13 protein-coding genes are annotated in these 13,816 nt (G+C 57.5%); 3 read left to right on the top strand and 10 right to left on the bottom strand.

What is annotated here, in order from left to right:
- The first annotated feature begins 577 nt into the window (after positions 1–577).
- Positions 578–2,074, top strand: coding sequence for an aldehyde dehydrogenase family protein (locus ACJ8IN_RS06775; RefSeq protein ID WP_308325757.1), 1,497 nt, complete (start codon positions 578–580; stop codon positions 2,072–2,074).
- Between the two features lie 293 nt (positions 2,075–2,367).
- Here the strand turns inward: ACJ8IN_RS06775 and ACJ8IN_RS06770 are convergent, their stop codons facing one another.
- Both ACJ8IN_RS06770 and asr read right to left on the bottom strand, forming a co-directional pair.
- Entirely contained in the window at positions 2,368–3,180 is an 813-nt protein-coding gene (locus tag ACJ8IN_RS06770; RefSeq protein WP_033634660.1) for a trypsin-like serine peptidase, read from the bottom strand.
- Between the two features lie 293 nt (positions 3,181–3,473).
- Positions 3,474–3,749, bottom strand: coding sequence for an acid resistance repetitive basic protein Asr (gene asr, locus ACJ8IN_RS06765; RefSeq protein WP_033648431.1), 276 nt, complete (start codon positions 3,747–3,749; stop codon positions 3,474–3,476).
- Positions 3,750–3,934: 185 nt separating this feature from the next.
- Here asr and ACJ8IN_RS06760 point away from each other — a divergent pair, with 185 nt between their 5' ends.
- On the top strand, positions 3,935–4,840 hold the full coding sequence (locus ACJ8IN_RS06760; RefSeq protein WP_060438616.1) for an alpha/beta fold hydrolase: 906 nt from the start codon (positions 3,935–3,937) through the stop codon (positions 4,838–4,840).
- Between the two features lie 169 nt (positions 4,841–5,009).
- Here the strand turns inward: ACJ8IN_RS06760 and ACJ8IN_RS06755 are convergent, their stop codons facing one another.
- The 4 genes from ACJ8IN_RS06755 to folM all read right to left on the bottom strand — a co-directional run bounded on the left by ACJ8IN_RS06755 (position 5,010) and on the right by folM (position 9,368).
- Positions 5,010–6,509, bottom strand: a complete 1,500-nt coding sequence (locus tag ACJ8IN_RS06755) for a carboxypeptidase M32 (RefSeq protein ID WP_043147523.1) — start codon at positions 6,507–6,509, stop codon at positions 5,010–5,012.
- A 34-nt stretch (positions 6,510–6,543) separates the two neighbouring features.
- Positions 6,544–7,848 (bottom strand): two-component system sensor histidine kinase RstB, encoded by a 1,305-nt coding sequence (rstB, locus tag ACJ8IN_RS06750; RefSeq protein WP_033648428.1) that lies wholly within the window; start codon positions 7,846–7,848, stop codon positions 6,544–6,546.
- Positions 7,845–8,570 carry a two-component system response regulator RstA gene (gene rstA, locus ACJ8IN_RS06745; RefSeq protein ID WP_049212297.1) on the bottom strand — a complete coding sequence of 242 codons (726 nt, stop codon included), beginning with the start codon at positions 8,568–8,570 and terminating at the stop codon, positions 7,845–7,847. The genes rstB and rstA overlap by 4 nt, the downstream gene beginning before the upstream one ends.
- 75 nt (positions 8,571–8,645) lie before the next feature.
- Positions 8,646–9,368, bottom strand: a complete 723-nt coding sequence (folM, locus tag ACJ8IN_RS06740) for a dihydromonapterin reductase (RefSeq protein ID WP_033634654.1) — start codon at positions 9,366–9,368, stop codon at positions 8,646–8,648.
- A gap of 184 nt (positions 9,369–9,552) precedes the next feature.
- Between folM and ACJ8IN_RS06735 the strand changes: the two genes are divergently transcribed.
- On the top strand, positions 9,553–9,963 hold the full coding sequence (locus tag ACJ8IN_RS06735) for a hypothetical protein (protein WP_197838743.1): 411 nt from the start codon (positions 9,553–9,555) through the stop codon (positions 9,961–9,963).
- A 99-nt stretch (positions 9,964–10,062) separates the two neighbouring features.
- On the opposite strand, the gene ACJ8IN_RS06730 is transcribed toward ACJ8IN_RS06735, so the two are convergent.
- The 4 genes from ACJ8IN_RS06730 to ydgH all read right to left on the bottom strand — a co-directional run bounded on the left by ACJ8IN_RS06730 (position 10,063) and on the right by ydgH (position 13,789).
- The gene (locus ACJ8IN_RS06730; RefSeq protein ID WP_033648425.1) at positions 10,063–10,458 is read right to left on the bottom strand and encodes a pyridoxamine 5'-phosphate oxidase family protein; all 396 of its coding nucleotides are present in this window, start codon (positions 10,456–10,458) and stop codon (positions 10,063–10,065) included.
- Positions 10,459–10,491: 33 nt separating this feature from the next.
- Positions 10,492–10,977 carry a hypothetical protein gene (locus ACJ8IN_RS06725; protein ID WP_049233156.1) on the bottom strand — a complete coding sequence of 162 codons (486 nt, stop codon included), beginning with the start codon at positions 10,975–10,977 and terminating at the stop codon, positions 10,492–10,494.
- 225 nt (positions 10,978–11,202) lie between these two features.
- Entirely contained in the window at positions 11,203–12,594 is a 1,392-nt protein-coding gene (locus tag ACJ8IN_RS06720) for an amino acid permease (RefSeq protein WP_033648423.1), read from the bottom strand.
- 244 nt (positions 12,595–12,838) lie between these two features.
- Positions 12,839–13,789, bottom strand: a complete 951-nt coding sequence (ydgH, locus tag ACJ8IN_RS06715; protein ID WP_004938291.1) for a DUF1471 family protein YdgH — start codon at positions 13,787–13,789, stop codon at positions 12,839–12,841.
- Between the last annotated feature and the right edge of the window lie 27 nt (positions 13,790–13,816).

Genomic DNA, 13,816 nt, shown 5'->3' with positions numbered 1-13,816 from the left:
TGAATTACCGCCCTTAATGGCGAAAAGATATTTTACCAGAGCCGCCGACAGATAAACATGAGTGAGTCAAGTGGGTATATTAATCTACCACGGAGACAGTGCAATAGCATACATCGGCTATCAGAGAACATATGTTTGAGCGCAGTGCAAGGAGGGATGATGACGGTGGGCCGGTTTATAGTGATATTTACAATCATAGACATTTCATTTCTTGTGTTTGTTGTCTTACTGATTTTGTAAACGACACTGATATTTATAATTGGCAATGGATAGCTCAGCGGGTTTTTCTGGATGCATTATGGGAATACGGCATTTTTGCCTTATGCTCCACACAGCGGCGCCTATTCTGAAGAGGTCGCGCATCAGTATTTGAAAGCGGAATGAGATGTTATCTGGCTTTTTTTATAAAAACGGTCAGTCGCCAACTTTTTGATGAACGCGTTGGCGGAAAGCAAAGCAAGGCAAACCACAGTTACTGATAGATTTAACCCTCTCATCGGAGAAGATAGGGCATCATAATCTCAGTGATATTTGATGAATTATTTAAATGATAAATTTGTATAGGAGTAGCTTAATTATGGCAGATGAATATAGTATGCAATCGCAAGCGTCCTCTTGGCAGAGCGTATTACCCATTTCCCGTAATCTGTATTATGGTGGAAATTGGCATGCTCCCGTCGGAGGTGAAGTCAGAGCAGTGAATAGCCCAGGAACCGGAACGGAGTTATGCAAAGTTGCAGAAGCTGACGAACGCGACGTGTCTTCCGTTATTGACGCCGCCAGAAATGGATTTCAGCTGTGGCGTCAAGTCAAGCCACTCGAAAGAGCAAAAACACTTCGAAAAATGGCTGCTGTAATCCGCAGCAATTTACGCGAGCTGGCGTTGCTTGATGCCATTGACTGCGGAAACCCTGTGCAGATGTTATATGGGGATGTGGCTGCGGCGGCAGAACTGCTGGACTTCTTTGCGGGACTTGTCACCGAGATGAAAGGAAGCTCAATCCCAATGGGAGTCGGGACCGTTAATTTTTCGACACGGGAGCCCTATGGTGTTGTTGCGCGAATAATTCCTTTCAACCACCCACTCCTGACGTGTGCGGGGAAAATAGCTGCGCCGTTGGCGGCGGGAAATGCCGTTATAATTAAACCCTCAGAGCAAAGTCCGCTCTCGGCGCTGAGACTGGCTGAGCTCTTTCACGAACTGTTGCCGCCAGGAGTCTTCAATGTGGTGACAGGAGGGAAGGCCGTTGGCGCTGCACTCTCGCAGCATCCAGGCGTTTCAATGATCACTGTAGTCGGAAGCATGCCTACGGGGCGGGCGGTAATGCGTGCAGCCGCGGAAACGATAAAACCGGTGCTGCTTGAGTTAGGTGGAAAAAATGCCCTCATTGCCTTCTCTGATACTCATCCAGATCAAGTTGCCGATGCTGTGATACGTGGTATGAATTTTGAGTGGTGCGGGCAATCATGTGGTTCAACAAGCCGGGCATACATTCATAGCGATATATATGAGGATGTTATCGAAAAGGTTGCATCGCGCGTGACTCGATTTAAACCAGGCATACCGTCAGACCCTGAAACCACCATGGGGGCATTGATTTCTCAGGCTCAATTAAGCCGCGTGGAATCTTATGTTGAGCAGGCAAAGCTCGCTGGGGCACGGCTTATTGCCGGAGGCTCGAGGCCCGCACATGAATCACTAAAGAACGGCTGTTTTTTTGAAGCAACTGTATTTGCTGATGTAACCATGGATATGGATATTGCACGGGAAGAAATTTTTGGTCCCGTGTTGTCCATTATAAAATGGGATGACAAGAAAAGTCTTATTCAACAAGTGAATCAGTTGGATCTTGGGCTAACTTGTTCTATATGGACTGACAGCCTGCAAGACGCGAATCAATTGGCTCAGGATGTTGAGGCAGGGTTTGTGTGGATAAATGATGTGGCTAAACATTTTCTTGGTGCTCCATTTGGTGGTGTAAAACAGTCTGGGATTGGCCGAGAAGAGTGTTTGGGTGAGCTTTTGGCCTTTACCAGGGAAAAGAATATACATATCAATTTCACACCAGAATAAGTTGATTTGATACAGCATCGATTTTATGTAAAGGGAAATATAAGGAGTTTTCACGATGAGATTTCTGAGCATTTCATTAGAACCAAAAAGATAGAGTTATTTATATGTCATTATTGCCTCAGATTATTCCCCCAGAGCATGGCAATATTTTCAATCATTGGCATGATACAAAGAACTGTCGGGTTTTAATCAAGGCGATAATGGCATATTTCTTAACATTAAAACCCTCTTTCTCTCGGATTAAACGCTGGTTAAGGGAGATCGCCTGAAACCAGCGCTTGTGGAGATAAAGGCTATTTGCCTGCCGCCAGGGCGTCCAGTGCTTCGCGGATGCCGGGCACCGCCAGGGCGCGGTTATCGGCGCGGTAGCGATCTTTCGCCGCCGGCGCCGAGCTTTGGATGGCGATCAACTGCCAGCCGTCGGCGGTTTTCAACAGTAGCGGTGAGCCGCTGTCGCCGGGCAGGGTATCACACTGGTGCGACAGTACGCCTTGCTGGGCCCAGCCGGTGACCTTGCAGTTTTGGTGGCTGTAGAGGTCATCCAGATGATCCTCCGGGTAACCCGCCTGAGTAATTAACCGCTTGGCCTGTTTCAGGGCCTGGGTCAGCGCCTTGCTGTCGCCTTGCCACAGCGGCAACGGTGCGATCGGCAGCGGCTTTTTGTCTTTCAGACGGATCAGCGCAAAGTCATAAGCGGCGGCGGCGGGCGGCACGATCCAGCCATCGCCGTCCGGCTTCAGCTTTTTGCCCAGCTTGCTGTCGACCAGAGTTTCGATATTGTCGGTTTGATACCGCCAGGATTTATCGCCCGCCACGAAGCGCAGGGCGATGGCTTTATCCAGTTGCCCCGGCGGCGCCAGCACGCAGTGGCCGGCGGTCAACGCCAGGTGTGGGGAGATCAGCGTGGCGGTACACAGATTGCCGCTGGCGGTTTCGACCTGGCCGATGGCCTGCCAGGGCTGGGCGGTGGTATCCGTGACCTTGATGCGTTCATCTTTGCCGAAAAACAGACGCGTTTGCTCGGCCTTGGACGGGCCGTCGGCGCGTGCCGCCTGAGCAGCGATGAGCGGGAGTGAGCACAGCAACAGTAAAACGGATTTGCGCATAGATCTCTTGCCTGACAAATACGGATCATCCATAAACACACTGAATGCTAACTATAGACTGATTTAGCATCCGTGTGGATGGGCAATAATTGATTTTTCAATAATTTCCCGCCGGCGATGCGGCAGGCTACAGGTAAAAAAAGACGGCGATCAGGCCGCAAAGGATCAGGGCGGTCAGAACGATCTCGAACAGGTAGCGGCGCAGCATCAATGCGAACCCCCGATGAAAAAACACCCGGCGAACCGGGTGTTGTACACGTCAAGCCTGAAACGGTGAGGGGATCCTCACGTTGTTACGCCTTTTTGTGGCTGGCTTTCTTGTGGTGTTTTTTAGCCGCCTGGGCTTTTTGGGCCGGGGCTTTCGCACCGGCTTTTTTGTGATGCTTTTTGGCCGCCTGAGCTTTCTGAACCGGGGCTTTCTTGCCGTGGTGTTTCACCTGGGCTTTAGCCGGCGCAGCGGTGGCGGTGGTTGCGCTAGCCGCAGGTGCGGTGGTGGCAGCCTCGGCAGCGAAAGCTACGGAAGACAGACCCATTGCAGCGGCAACAACCAGAGCTAATACTTTTTTCATCGCAGAATCCTCAATATGGCTTTTGGGTATCAACCCCACTGCGGGGCCGTTGAAATGATAGTAGGCAAACGGCGTCCGCCTTTCCGTGAGTGATTGGTTTCGGCATGTAACCTAATGTACAGGGCGGCGGTGGGGAGTGGGATTGCTGTTATAATGACCGCCAGGCACGGTAAAAAGGATTTAACATGAACGAGATATCAATTCGTTGTGGCGTGACCGAACAGGGCGAGGTGCCGCTGGCCTATGAGGACTGGGGTGATGAGGCGCACCCGCCGCTGCTGCTCATCATGGGGATCGGCGCACAGCTTTTGCTGTGGCCTGACGACTTCTGCCGCGCCCTGGTGGCCAAGGGATTTCGGGTGATCCGCTATGACAACCGAGACGTCGGCCTTTCCGGCAAAACGCAGGCACAACGTACGCAGCCGTTGTGGCTGCTGATGTTGCGCGCCCAGCTCGGTTGGCAAACGCCGGTGCCTTATACCCTGGCGGACATGGCGGCGGACGCGGCGCATCTGCTCGATCACTTACGCATTCCGCAGGCTCACGTACTGGGCGCTTCGATGGGGGGGATGATCGCCCAGGTGCTGGCCGCCGAATACCCGCAACGCGTCGCCTCGTTATGCATCTTGTTCTCCAGCACCAATCAACCGCTGTTACCGCCGCCGGCCCCTTCGCTGCTATGGCTGTTGGTGCGCCGGCCTGCGGCCGATTTGACGCTGCAGCAGCGCCACGAGGGGATGAAAACCTTCCTGCGCGCGCTCGGCACCCGATTTTATCCGCCGGAGGAGGCGGAGCTGGATACGCTAGTGACGCGGTTGCTGAAGCGAGACGTGGATCCGGAAGGCATGCAGCGGCAACTTTCCGCGTTGCTCGGCAGCGGCGATCTGCGTCGTTATAGCCGGCGCATAGCCGCGCCGACGCTGGTTATTCACGGCGATCGCGATCGGCTGGTGCGCAAGGCGGGTGGGGTTGCGATCGCTCGTGCGGTCGCCAACGCCAAATTGCATATCATGCCGGGCATGGGGCATGACCTGCCCGCGCCATTGAGGCCGCAGCTGGCGGCGATGATCGCCCGTCATGCGCTGGGATGAGAGGCCGGAAAGCCCGGCTTTTTTTGCCATTTTAGTTACAACATACTTATGGTGAGTAGCCAGCCGCCACTCTGTGGCCAAGGCGTTGTCGGCAAAGAATGCGCGCTATGAAACATTATCCGGTCATGCAGGCGGGAAAAGGGCGCGGCCGGGGCCGCGCCAGGAGAGATTACAGGTAGCGGGTTTCCAAATGCTGACGGAAGTAGCGTGGATTGAGCGCTTCGCCGGTCGCGTTGGCGATCAGCGTTTCGGTCGGGAAACGGCTGCCGTGGCGCCAAATGTTGTGCTGCAACCAGTGGAACAGCGGCTGCAGGTTGCCGGCGGCGATATCTTCGCTCAGCGAAGGCAGGGCCTGACGCACGCTGTGGAACAGCTGCGCGGCGTACATCGCGCCGAGGGTGTACGTCGGGAAGTAGCCGAAGGCGCCGTCGGTCCAGTGAATATCCTGCATGCAGCCGTTGCGGTAGTTGCCGATGGTGTCGAGGCCGAGGTAAGCCTGCATCTTCTCATTCCACAGCGCCGGAATGTCTTCCACCTCGATATCGCCTTCGATCAGCGCTTTTTCAATTTCGTAGCGCAGGATGACGTGGGCAGGATAGCTCACCTCGTCGGCGTCGACGCGGATCAGGCCCGGTTTAACGCGCTGGTTGAGGCGAATAAAGTTGGCCTCTTCCAGCGCCGGCTGTTCGCCAAACTGCGCGGTGACCAACGGACGCAAGATCTTCAGGAATTCATTGCCGCGCGCCAGCTGCATTTCGAACAGCAGGCTTTGCGATTCATGGATAGCGGTGGAACGAGCCAGGGCGACCGGCTGGCCGAGCAGATCGCGCGGCAGGTTCTGCTCGTAGCGGGCGTGGCCGGTTTCGTGCACGATGCCGAGCAGCGCGGTCAAAAACTCTTTCTCGTTGTAACGCGTGGTGATGCGCACATCTTCCGGCACGCCGCCGCAGAACGGGTGGGCGCTGACGTCGACGCGGCCGTTGTCGAAGTTGAAACCGAGCAGCTTCATCACGCTGAGGCTAAGCTGGCGCTGGGTGTCCACATTGAACGGACCCTGCGGCGCCTGGCAGGGCTCGTTAGCCTGTTTGGCCACCACGCGCTGCAGCAGATCCGGTAGCCAGGTTTTCAAATCGCCGAAGATGCGGTCGAGATCGCTGCTGCGCATGCCCGGTTCATACAGGTTTAGCAGGGCGTCGTAACGGCTGGTGCCGGCCGCCTGCGCGCGGATCTGCGCTTCTTCCCGGCTGAGCTTGACCACTTCGCGCAGGTTGTCGGCGAAGCCGTCCCAGTCGTTGGCCGGGCGCTGGGCGCGCCAGGCGTGTTCGCAGCGCGCGCCGGCCAGCGATTTGGCTTCGACCAGCGCGGCCGGCAGCAGCACGGCGTCTTCATATTGGCGGCGCATTTCGCGCAGGTTGGCGCGGTCGATTTCGTCCAGCGTCTCTTGCTGCGCGCGATCCAACAGCGCGCCGGTGCTTTGTGCCGTTAAAATCTGGTGCTGCAGCACGCTCAGCTCGGCCAGCGCTTCGGAGCGCGCCTTGCTGCCGCCCGGCGGCATCATGGTTTGCATGTCCCAACCGGCGATGGCAGACAGGTGGCCGAAACGCGACAGCCGGCTGAACAGGGCGCGCAGGTGATCGTAAGCAGACGTGTTGGAATGTGCAGATGTCATTATTATTCGGCTCCAATGAGAAGGTCTGGCGGCATTACGCCAGATCGGCTTTTAAACTGAATGTCGGCTTCACCGGCCAGCAGAAACGGAAGCTGGCGCCGCCGAGCGAACTGCCTTCGACGAACACCTGTCCCTGGTGGGCGACGGCGATGGAATGGACGATGGCCAGCCCCAGCCCGCAACCGCCGGTAGCGCGATCGCGGCTGGGATCGAGACGGACGAAAGGTTCAAACACCCGTTCGCGCTCTTCCGGCGGGATACCCGGCCCGTCATCCTCGACCTGCAAGCAGGCGAGGTCGCCGTCAAACCACAGGCCAACGCGCAGCCGCTGTTCGGAATAGCGCAGCGCGTTGTTGACCAGGTTGTCGAGCACGCGCTCCATCAGGCGCAGATCGACGCCGCCGAAGTCGCCGACGTGCGGGATATCGAGCTGGATGTCGCGATCCTGATGGATCAGGCGGATATCATCGACCTTGTCCTCGAGCCACTTTGGCAGATCGATGGGTTCAATGTTTAACGCAACCTGCGGACGGTCCAGACGGGCATAGGTCAGCAGTTCGTCGATCAGCGACTCCAACTGGCCGATATCGCGGTTCAGCGCCTGCTGCTCGCTGTCGGACAGGTTATCGCTCATTTCAAGCCGGTAACGCAGCCGCACCAGCGGCGTGCGCAGCTCGTGCGCGATGCCGTCGATCAGCTGTTTCTTGCTGGCGATCAGGGTATTGACGTTGTCGGCCATCTGGTTGAACGCCACGCCGAGCCGGCTCAGGCTGGAGGTGGGATCGAAGTGGGTGCGTTCATCCAGATGCCCGGCACCGAGCCGCTGGGCGGCGTTTTCCAGCTTGAGCAGGTCTTGCCAGTGCGGCCGCATCCACAGAAACACCGGCAGCGCCAGCGACATGCCGATAAACACCAGCAACACCAGATCCAGCAGGCGCATCTGATGCAGATAGAACAGATAAGGAATGGGGCCGACCACCAATACGTAGTGGCTGCGCGGAATGCGCTGCATAAAGGTGTACTGATCGTCGAGGGCGATGATTTCCCCCAGCCGTAGCCGCTTTTTCAGATCCTCGCTCAGTTCCTGTTTGCCGAGCGGTTCGATATGCAGCTTGAACGACAGGTTGAGATCCAGCGTGGCGATGGTCTTGTTCCAGTCTTTCAGCGGGATTTCGCGCAGCTCGCTGCGCATCAGGTACAGCGAACTTTTCATCAGATCGTCCATCGACTGGCGGCCGGCGCGCTCGGCGGTCACCTTGTACACCAGGCCGACCAGCATCGCCATCACCAGAAAACAGACGAACAGCAACAGGAAGAACTGGACGAAAAGTTTTCTCATTGTTGCACCGATGCCCAGGCGTTAGGGGCGAACAGATAACCTTTATTGCGCACGGTCTTGATGCGGAACGGCTCCAGCGCGTTGTCGTACAGCTTGCGGCGCAGGCGGGAGATCGCCACGTCGATGCTGCGGTCCATGCCGTCGTAGCTCACGCCGCGCAGGTTTTGCAGCAGCGCCTCGCGATCCATGATCTGCCCGGCGTGGGTCGCCAGTTCCCACAGCAAATCGAAATCCGAGGTGGACAGGGTGATCGTTTCCTCGCCCAGCGTGACCTGCCGGTTGACCGGATCGATGCACAATAGCCCGAAATGCAGCGCGTTGTGCTGGGTGAGCGGCTGAACCGACTCTTCTTTCGGCTGTTGGCTGTGTTGGCGCAGGTGCAAACGCAGGCGTGCCAGCAGCACCGCCGGCGGCGTGGTTTTCAGGATATAGTCGTTGGCGCCCATCTCCAGCGACAGGATATGGTTCATGTCGCTGTCGAGCGAGGTGAGCAGCACGATCGGGCCGGGGAAGGTGGGGCGCAGATCGCGGCACAGCGTCATGCCGTCTTTGCCGGGCAGCATGATGTCCAGCAGCACCAAATCGGGTTGCTCGCGCGCGATGCGCGCCTGCGCACTGTCGCCGCGCGGTTCGATCAACACCTCGATGTCGTGTTTGCCCAGATAGGCGGCGATCAGTTTGCCGACTTCAGGATCGTCTTCCACAAAAACAATTTTATGCATATGCCCGTGTTTTAATAAGAAAAGCGGATTTCAGCATAGCGCGGCCCGCGGCGATGCGCCATGCGGATCTTGGCCTCAGCGCAGCGGCCGGCCGCCGTCGACGCCGTGGGTGCGGCCGGTGACGTAGCGGCTCTCCAGCAGGTAGTTCACCAGGTTGACCACTTCGCTCTCGCCCGGCGCGACCTTCATCAGCGATTTCGCCAGCGCCTGCTGGCGATAAGCCTCGTCGTCGCCAGGATTGAAGATGATCAGCGCCGGCGCAATGGCGTTGACCTTGACCTCCGGCGCCAGCTTGCGTGCGAACGAACGGGTCATATTATCCAGCGCAGCCTTGCTGGCGGCGTAGGCGATGTGTTTGTCGCTGCCTTTTTCCACCACGTAGTCGGTGAGATGGATAATGTCCGCGCCGGCCTGGCCCTGGCCGGTCAGGCAGGTTTCAAGCAGTTGGTTGAGCAAATAGGGCGTATAGACGTGAATTTGCAGCATCGCCGCCATCACCTGTTCCGGCGGCACCTGCGGCGACTCTGCCTGCCAGGCGCTGGCGTTGTGGATCACCGCGCGCAATTTGGGCGCCACCTGCCGCACCTGGTCGGCGAAACGGTAGATGCCTTCGTGCGTGGAAAAGTCGCCCTGAATGCAGCAGGCGCCCAAGGCTTTCAACTCGGCCATCGCCGGATATTCGCTGCGATAGGCGATGATGACGGGAACGCCGCGCTGGAGAAACGCTCTGGCGAGCGCCAGCCCGATGCGCCGCGCGCCGCCGGTAATCAGCACCGGGGCAGAGTTGGGGTGTTCCATTGATTAAAGCTCCTGGACAGACTGGCAAACAATAGGGGAATTATGCCATCATACGGCGGAAAGTCGTTAAAGCTTCGCATGATTATCCATTTCTGGATGTAAGATCCCCAATGCATTTCAGGTTGTCGCCCGGCGGCGGCTTGAAAGACCACGGGTTAACACTGGCCATGAGAGGAATGAGGGGATGAACAGCAATCACCTTGCATCCATCGCGCGCAGTGAGAAAATCTGTTTCGACTATATGGATTTTCTGTCCGCATCGTGCAGGAAGCACTGGCGCTTTGTTGATGCTATTTATGGTGTGATGCCGTTCTTCGGCATGGTGTTGAAATCGCGCGTGACCACGTCACAAACGCGCAAAGAGCAGTTGAAAGAGCTGGCGCTGCAGGTGGTGTCGACCCAGGTCAGCGATGAAACCAATATCGTGCGCCTGATTGACCTGGCGCAGCAGCAGGGCCTGACGGTATTTGATATTCAGCTGCCCTATGAGCTGGAGGCGCAGCAGCTGGCGGCCATTCAGAAAGAGTGCGCGGAAGGCATCGCGATCGCCCTGGTGGGTGAGCGCATGACCGTCACCATTCCCCCTAAAAGCTGACCGGGAATCAACCCGGCCACTCGTTGATGGTTAGGCAATTGACTTGCCGCGATAGCCTAACCATGAACGAGATATTCCGCGCCGCGTAGCGGCCTGCCTTTAAAGCCGGGTTCCGGCATTGGGGCCGGAGCGTAGGGTATAAATGCCGTCTATATGAATCAGCACTGCGTATTTCGGCGGCTTTATTCCATTTTTTTCTGCAAACGCCAGCGCATCGTCAAACGGCTTGCCCGCCAGGAACAGTTCCGGGGTGCCGACAAAGCGGTAACCGTCCAGCGCCTCGCGATCGATAACCACGACGGCCATTTTCGATCCTTCCCTGATATTTTGCAGCGTCTGGCCGCCGGTATTTTCGTTGTAAATCAGCGTACGGTCGTCATACAGGCGCAAAGAGCGCTTGGGGCCGATATCGGGCACGCCGCTTGGGCTGCTGGTCGCCTGCACAGGCAGCTGTTTGGCCAGCATCTTTTTCATCTCATCATTCAATTCATTCATTGGCAGATTACCCCTCAGGTCGTGGTGGCGTTGTTAATGCACGGTGGCGGAATGGTTCGCTGCGGGCGCGCAGACGCTGGTTCCCGGCAGCCGGTGCTCGCGCAGCGCCTGCAGCGTTTCAATTCGGAACCGCAGCAGGTGCCGTTCGGCGATCTGCTGCATCTGTTCGCACAGCGAGGTGTCGTCCATCAGTTGCTCGATGGCGAGCCGGGCCTGATGCACGTGGGGTTCTACGCCGCGAAGCGGCTTTTGCCGCAGGCGCAGATGGGTGATGTTGTTGAACGTGACGATCAGCGCGGCCAGGGCGGATTCGAAAAGATGCAGTGCGTCAAACCGTTCGATATATTCTGCGTTTTGCCAGGGCCGCTCGGCGACGAGCGCCTGAGCGGCCTCCAGTGCCTGCTGGTAGTGCGCCATCGCCAGGCGATCGCGCCGCTGATTAAATGCCGTGTTGCCCTCGGCGATCAGCGCTTCCCAGGCGGCAAACAAGGGTAATGCGTGCAGCAGTTTTTCAGCCATGAAATGCCTTCCATTTTCAGCCGGTCTAAACCCGCCTCCTGACGCCTCTCGGCAGGGGGCGCTCGCGTCTTGCCGTTAATGCTCAGATGATAATGATAATTAATTGCATTTAAGATCGCAAGAGGAGCAACTGACGGATCAACAACGGGTAGCGGGGTAACGGGGAAAGAAGAAAGAAGGGGGAAACGAAATGCGGCTGACGGGCAGCCGCATTGACAGGCGATTTTAGTGCAGCATAAGCCAACCGGCAGGCAGCGTGGCCGCCAGCAGCAAGAAGATGCTGCTCTTTTCCAGCCGGTTGAGCAGATTGATGTCCCGATGGCCGCGGCGGGCATACATGAACACCAACAGCCCAGGCGCATACAGCAGCACCGACATCAGCAGGTGCATCAGCCCGGAAGCGTACAGCAGCCACAGGCCATAGACGCAGGCGCCGGTGGCGGCGAAGATCAGGCGTTTGTCGCGGCGGCGGTAAGCCACCTTGAACAGAAACGCGCCAACCAGGAAGTAAGGCACCAGGATCATTTCCGAAGCGATGGTCAGCAGCGAGTTATAGTTGCTGCCGGTCAGCCAGATCAGCACCAGCGCCAGCTGCACCGCGATGTTGGTCAGCCACAGCGAAGAGGACGGGGCATGATGGCGGTTCTGCTTGCCGAACACGCGCGGAAACGCGCCGTGCTGCGCGGCCAGCAGCGGCACTTCCGCCGCCATGATGGTCCAGCTCAGGTAGGCGCCGCACACGGAAATGATTAGGCCGGCGGCGATGAGCACGTCTCCCCACGGGCCGATCAGTTCCACCATCAGCACCGCCATCGACGGATTGCGCATTTCGGCCAGTTCGCTGCGCGGCACCACGCCCAGCGACAGCAGCGTCACCATCAGATACACCGCCAGCGCCGACAGCACCGCCAGCATGGTGGCGCGGCCCACGTCTTTCTTATTGCGGGCGCGGGCGGAAACCACCACCGCGCCTTCCACGCCGATAAACACCCACAGGGTGATCAACATGGTGTCCTTGACCTGTTCCCACACCGGCTTGCCGAGGGCGATGCCTTTGAAATCCAGCGTGAACACGTCCATTTTAAAGGCGATCGCCGCCAGAACGGCGAACATGCCCAGCGGCAACAGCTTGGCGAGGGTGGCCGCCAGATTGATGCTGGCGGCGGTTTGCACGCCGCGCAGCACCAGCGCGTGTACGATCCACAGCAGGGCGGATTCGGCGATCAGCGCCTGCCAGGTATTGCCGTCACCGAGAATCACGCTGCCGCCGCGATCGGTGAAGATACTCAGCGCCGCGAACACGATCACCAGATACGAGACGTTGGCGATCACGGCGCACAGCCAGTAACCCCAGGCGGAGCAGAAGCCCACCAGCTCGCCGAACCCTTCCTTGGCGTAAGTGAAAATGCCGCCGTCCAGATCCGGACGCAAACGCGTAAGCAACAGCATGGCGAAGGCCAAAAACAGAATGCCGACGCCGGTGATCCCCCAACCCAGCAGCAGCGCGGCGGGGCTGGCGACCTGCGCCATGTTTTGCGGCAGACTGAACACGCCGGCACCCAGCATTGAGCTGAGCACCAAAGCGGTTAGCGCGGTAAGACCGAGTTTTTTTTCCAATGACGGATCCTGAACGCAGAATAAACAACTGGAAGGGAACTGCTTGGTGGCAACAATGTATTAACTACCACTGCGCGAATAGACAATAGCCCTAAAAATTGGCGCAAATTTTACGGAGGGATGATTAGAGATGCAATGATTGAATATGCGGAATTTACAAAAAACTATTCAACGCGCGATGAAAAAAGCGGCAATAAAAACGGGCAGCTCAAGGGCTGCCCGATGGTAAACCGAAAAGCGGGTTTTATTTGAACAGATCGGCGCTGACGGTCAGGTTGCCGCCGCTCTTGTTCTGCCACTGGCGGGTGACGTGGTAGTACTTGGCGCCTTTCTCGGCCGCGCGTTTCGCCACTTCGGTGGAGACATCGGTCATGCTGTTGAAGTGGCCGGTGAAGGTGACGGAATCGAACGGCACCATCTGCGCGGCGGTCACGTTGTTCACTTCCTGGATCTTGGTGCCGTTAGGCAGCGTGACGGTATAGCGTTGGCCGGTAGAAGACTGGGTTTCAAAGAAACGGCCCACTTCGCGGCTTGGCGAACCGGAAGACGCGACGCCAGGAATTTCGACTTTCGCGGCAGCGGCGCCGCCGGCGGCCAGCGCGGCGCGGCCGGCGTCAGAATCGGCCGGAATGGCATCCGGGCTCTGCACGCGGCGTTTTGGCGCATCGGCCTTATAGATGTAGGCGGTAACGAACTGGTTGCCGCCGGAGTTGGCGTCAACCTGGCGCACGATGAAGAACGAGGCGGCGCCTTTTTTCTTCGCTTCTTTGGAGATAGCGTCATTGATGTCCGGCTGGCTGCGGTAGAAACCGCTGACGCTCACGGTATCGTAAGGCTCCAGCAGATAGGCTTCCTCTTTAGGCAGTTCGTTCACGCCGTTAAATACGCGGTATTTTGGTGTTTTGCTCACTTCTGGCGCATCTTTATGATAAAGGTCTGCGGTGACGCGCCAGTTGCCGCCGTTGTTGCTGTTGTTGCTGTCCTGGATATAGAAGGAATCGGCACCCAGTTTGTCTGCACGGCGGGATACGGCGTCGACGGCTTCATTGATGGCATTGAAGCGGCCGGTAATCGTGATGCGATCAAACGGCTTCAGCGCCGCTGCTTTCTCAGGAGTTAACTCTTGCGCCGCATGAGCAGACAGCGCGGTGAGTGATAACAAGGCTGACGCGATGATCGTGGTCTTCAGCTTCATAAAAAATCCTTTCGCCTAGCGCATTAA

It is taken from the genome of Serratia sp. CY31944 (assembly GCF_052169175.1).
GTDB classification, from domain to species: domain Bacteria; phylum Pseudomonadota; class Gammaproteobacteria; order Enterobacterales; family Enterobacteriaceae; genus Serratia; species Serratia sarumanii.
Note: the sequence above shows the minus strand (reverse complement) of the source record. Positions and strands in the feature narration are given on the sequence as shown.

What these genes read in the sequence shown, in the direction of transcription:
- ACJ8IN_RS06755 (WP_043147523.1), bottom strand. Translation starts at nt 6,509, where the DNA reads ATGACATCTGCACATTCCAACACGTCTGCTTACGATCACCTGCGCGCC.
- rstB (WP_033648428.1), bottom strand. Translation starts at nt 7,848, where the DNA reads ATGAGAAAACTTTTCGTCCAGTTCTTCCTGTTGCTGTTCGTCTGTTTT.
- ACJ8IN_RS06735 (WP_197838743.1), top strand. Translation starts at nt 9,553, where the DNA reads ATGAACAGCAATCACCTTGCATCCATCGCGCGCAGTGAGAAAATCTGT.
- ACJ8IN_RS06725 (WP_049233156.1), bottom strand. Translation starts at nt 10,977, where the DNA reads ATGGCTGAAAAACTGCTGCACGCATTACCCTTGTTTGCCGCCTGGGAA.
- ACJ8IN_RS06775 (WP_308325757.1), top strand. Translation starts at nt 578, where the DNA reads ATGGCAGATGAATATAGTATGCAATCGCAAGCGTCCTCTTGGCAGAGC.
- ACJ8IN_RS06770 (WP_033634660.1), bottom strand. Translation starts at nt 3,180, where the DNA reads ATGCGCAAATCCGTTTTACTGTTGCTGTGCTCACTCCCGCTCATCGCT.
- asr (WP_033648431.1), bottom strand. Translation starts at nt 3,749, where the DNA reads ATGAAAAAAGTATTAGCTCTGGTTGTTGCCGCTGCAATGGGTCTGTCT.
- folM (WP_033634654.1), bottom strand. Translation starts at nt 9,368, where the DNA reads ATGGAACACCCCAACTCTGCCCCGGTGCTGATTACCGGCGGCGCGCGG.
- rstA (WP_049212297.1), bottom strand. Translation starts at nt 8,570, where the DNA reads ATGCATAAAATTGTTTTTGTGGAAGACGATCCTGAAGTCGGCAAACTG.
- ydgH (WP_004938291.1), bottom strand. Translation starts at nt 13,789, where the DNA reads ATGAAGCTGAAGACCACGATCATCGCGTCAGCCTTGTTATCACTCACC.
- ACJ8IN_RS06760 (WP_060438616.1), top strand. Translation starts at nt 3,935, where the DNA reads ATGAACGAGATATCAATTCGTTGTGGCGTGACCGAACAGGGCGAGGTG.
- ACJ8IN_RS06730 (WP_033648425.1), bottom strand. Translation starts at nt 10,458, where the DNA reads ATGAATGAATTGAATGATGAGATGAAAAAGATGCTGGCCAAACAGCTG.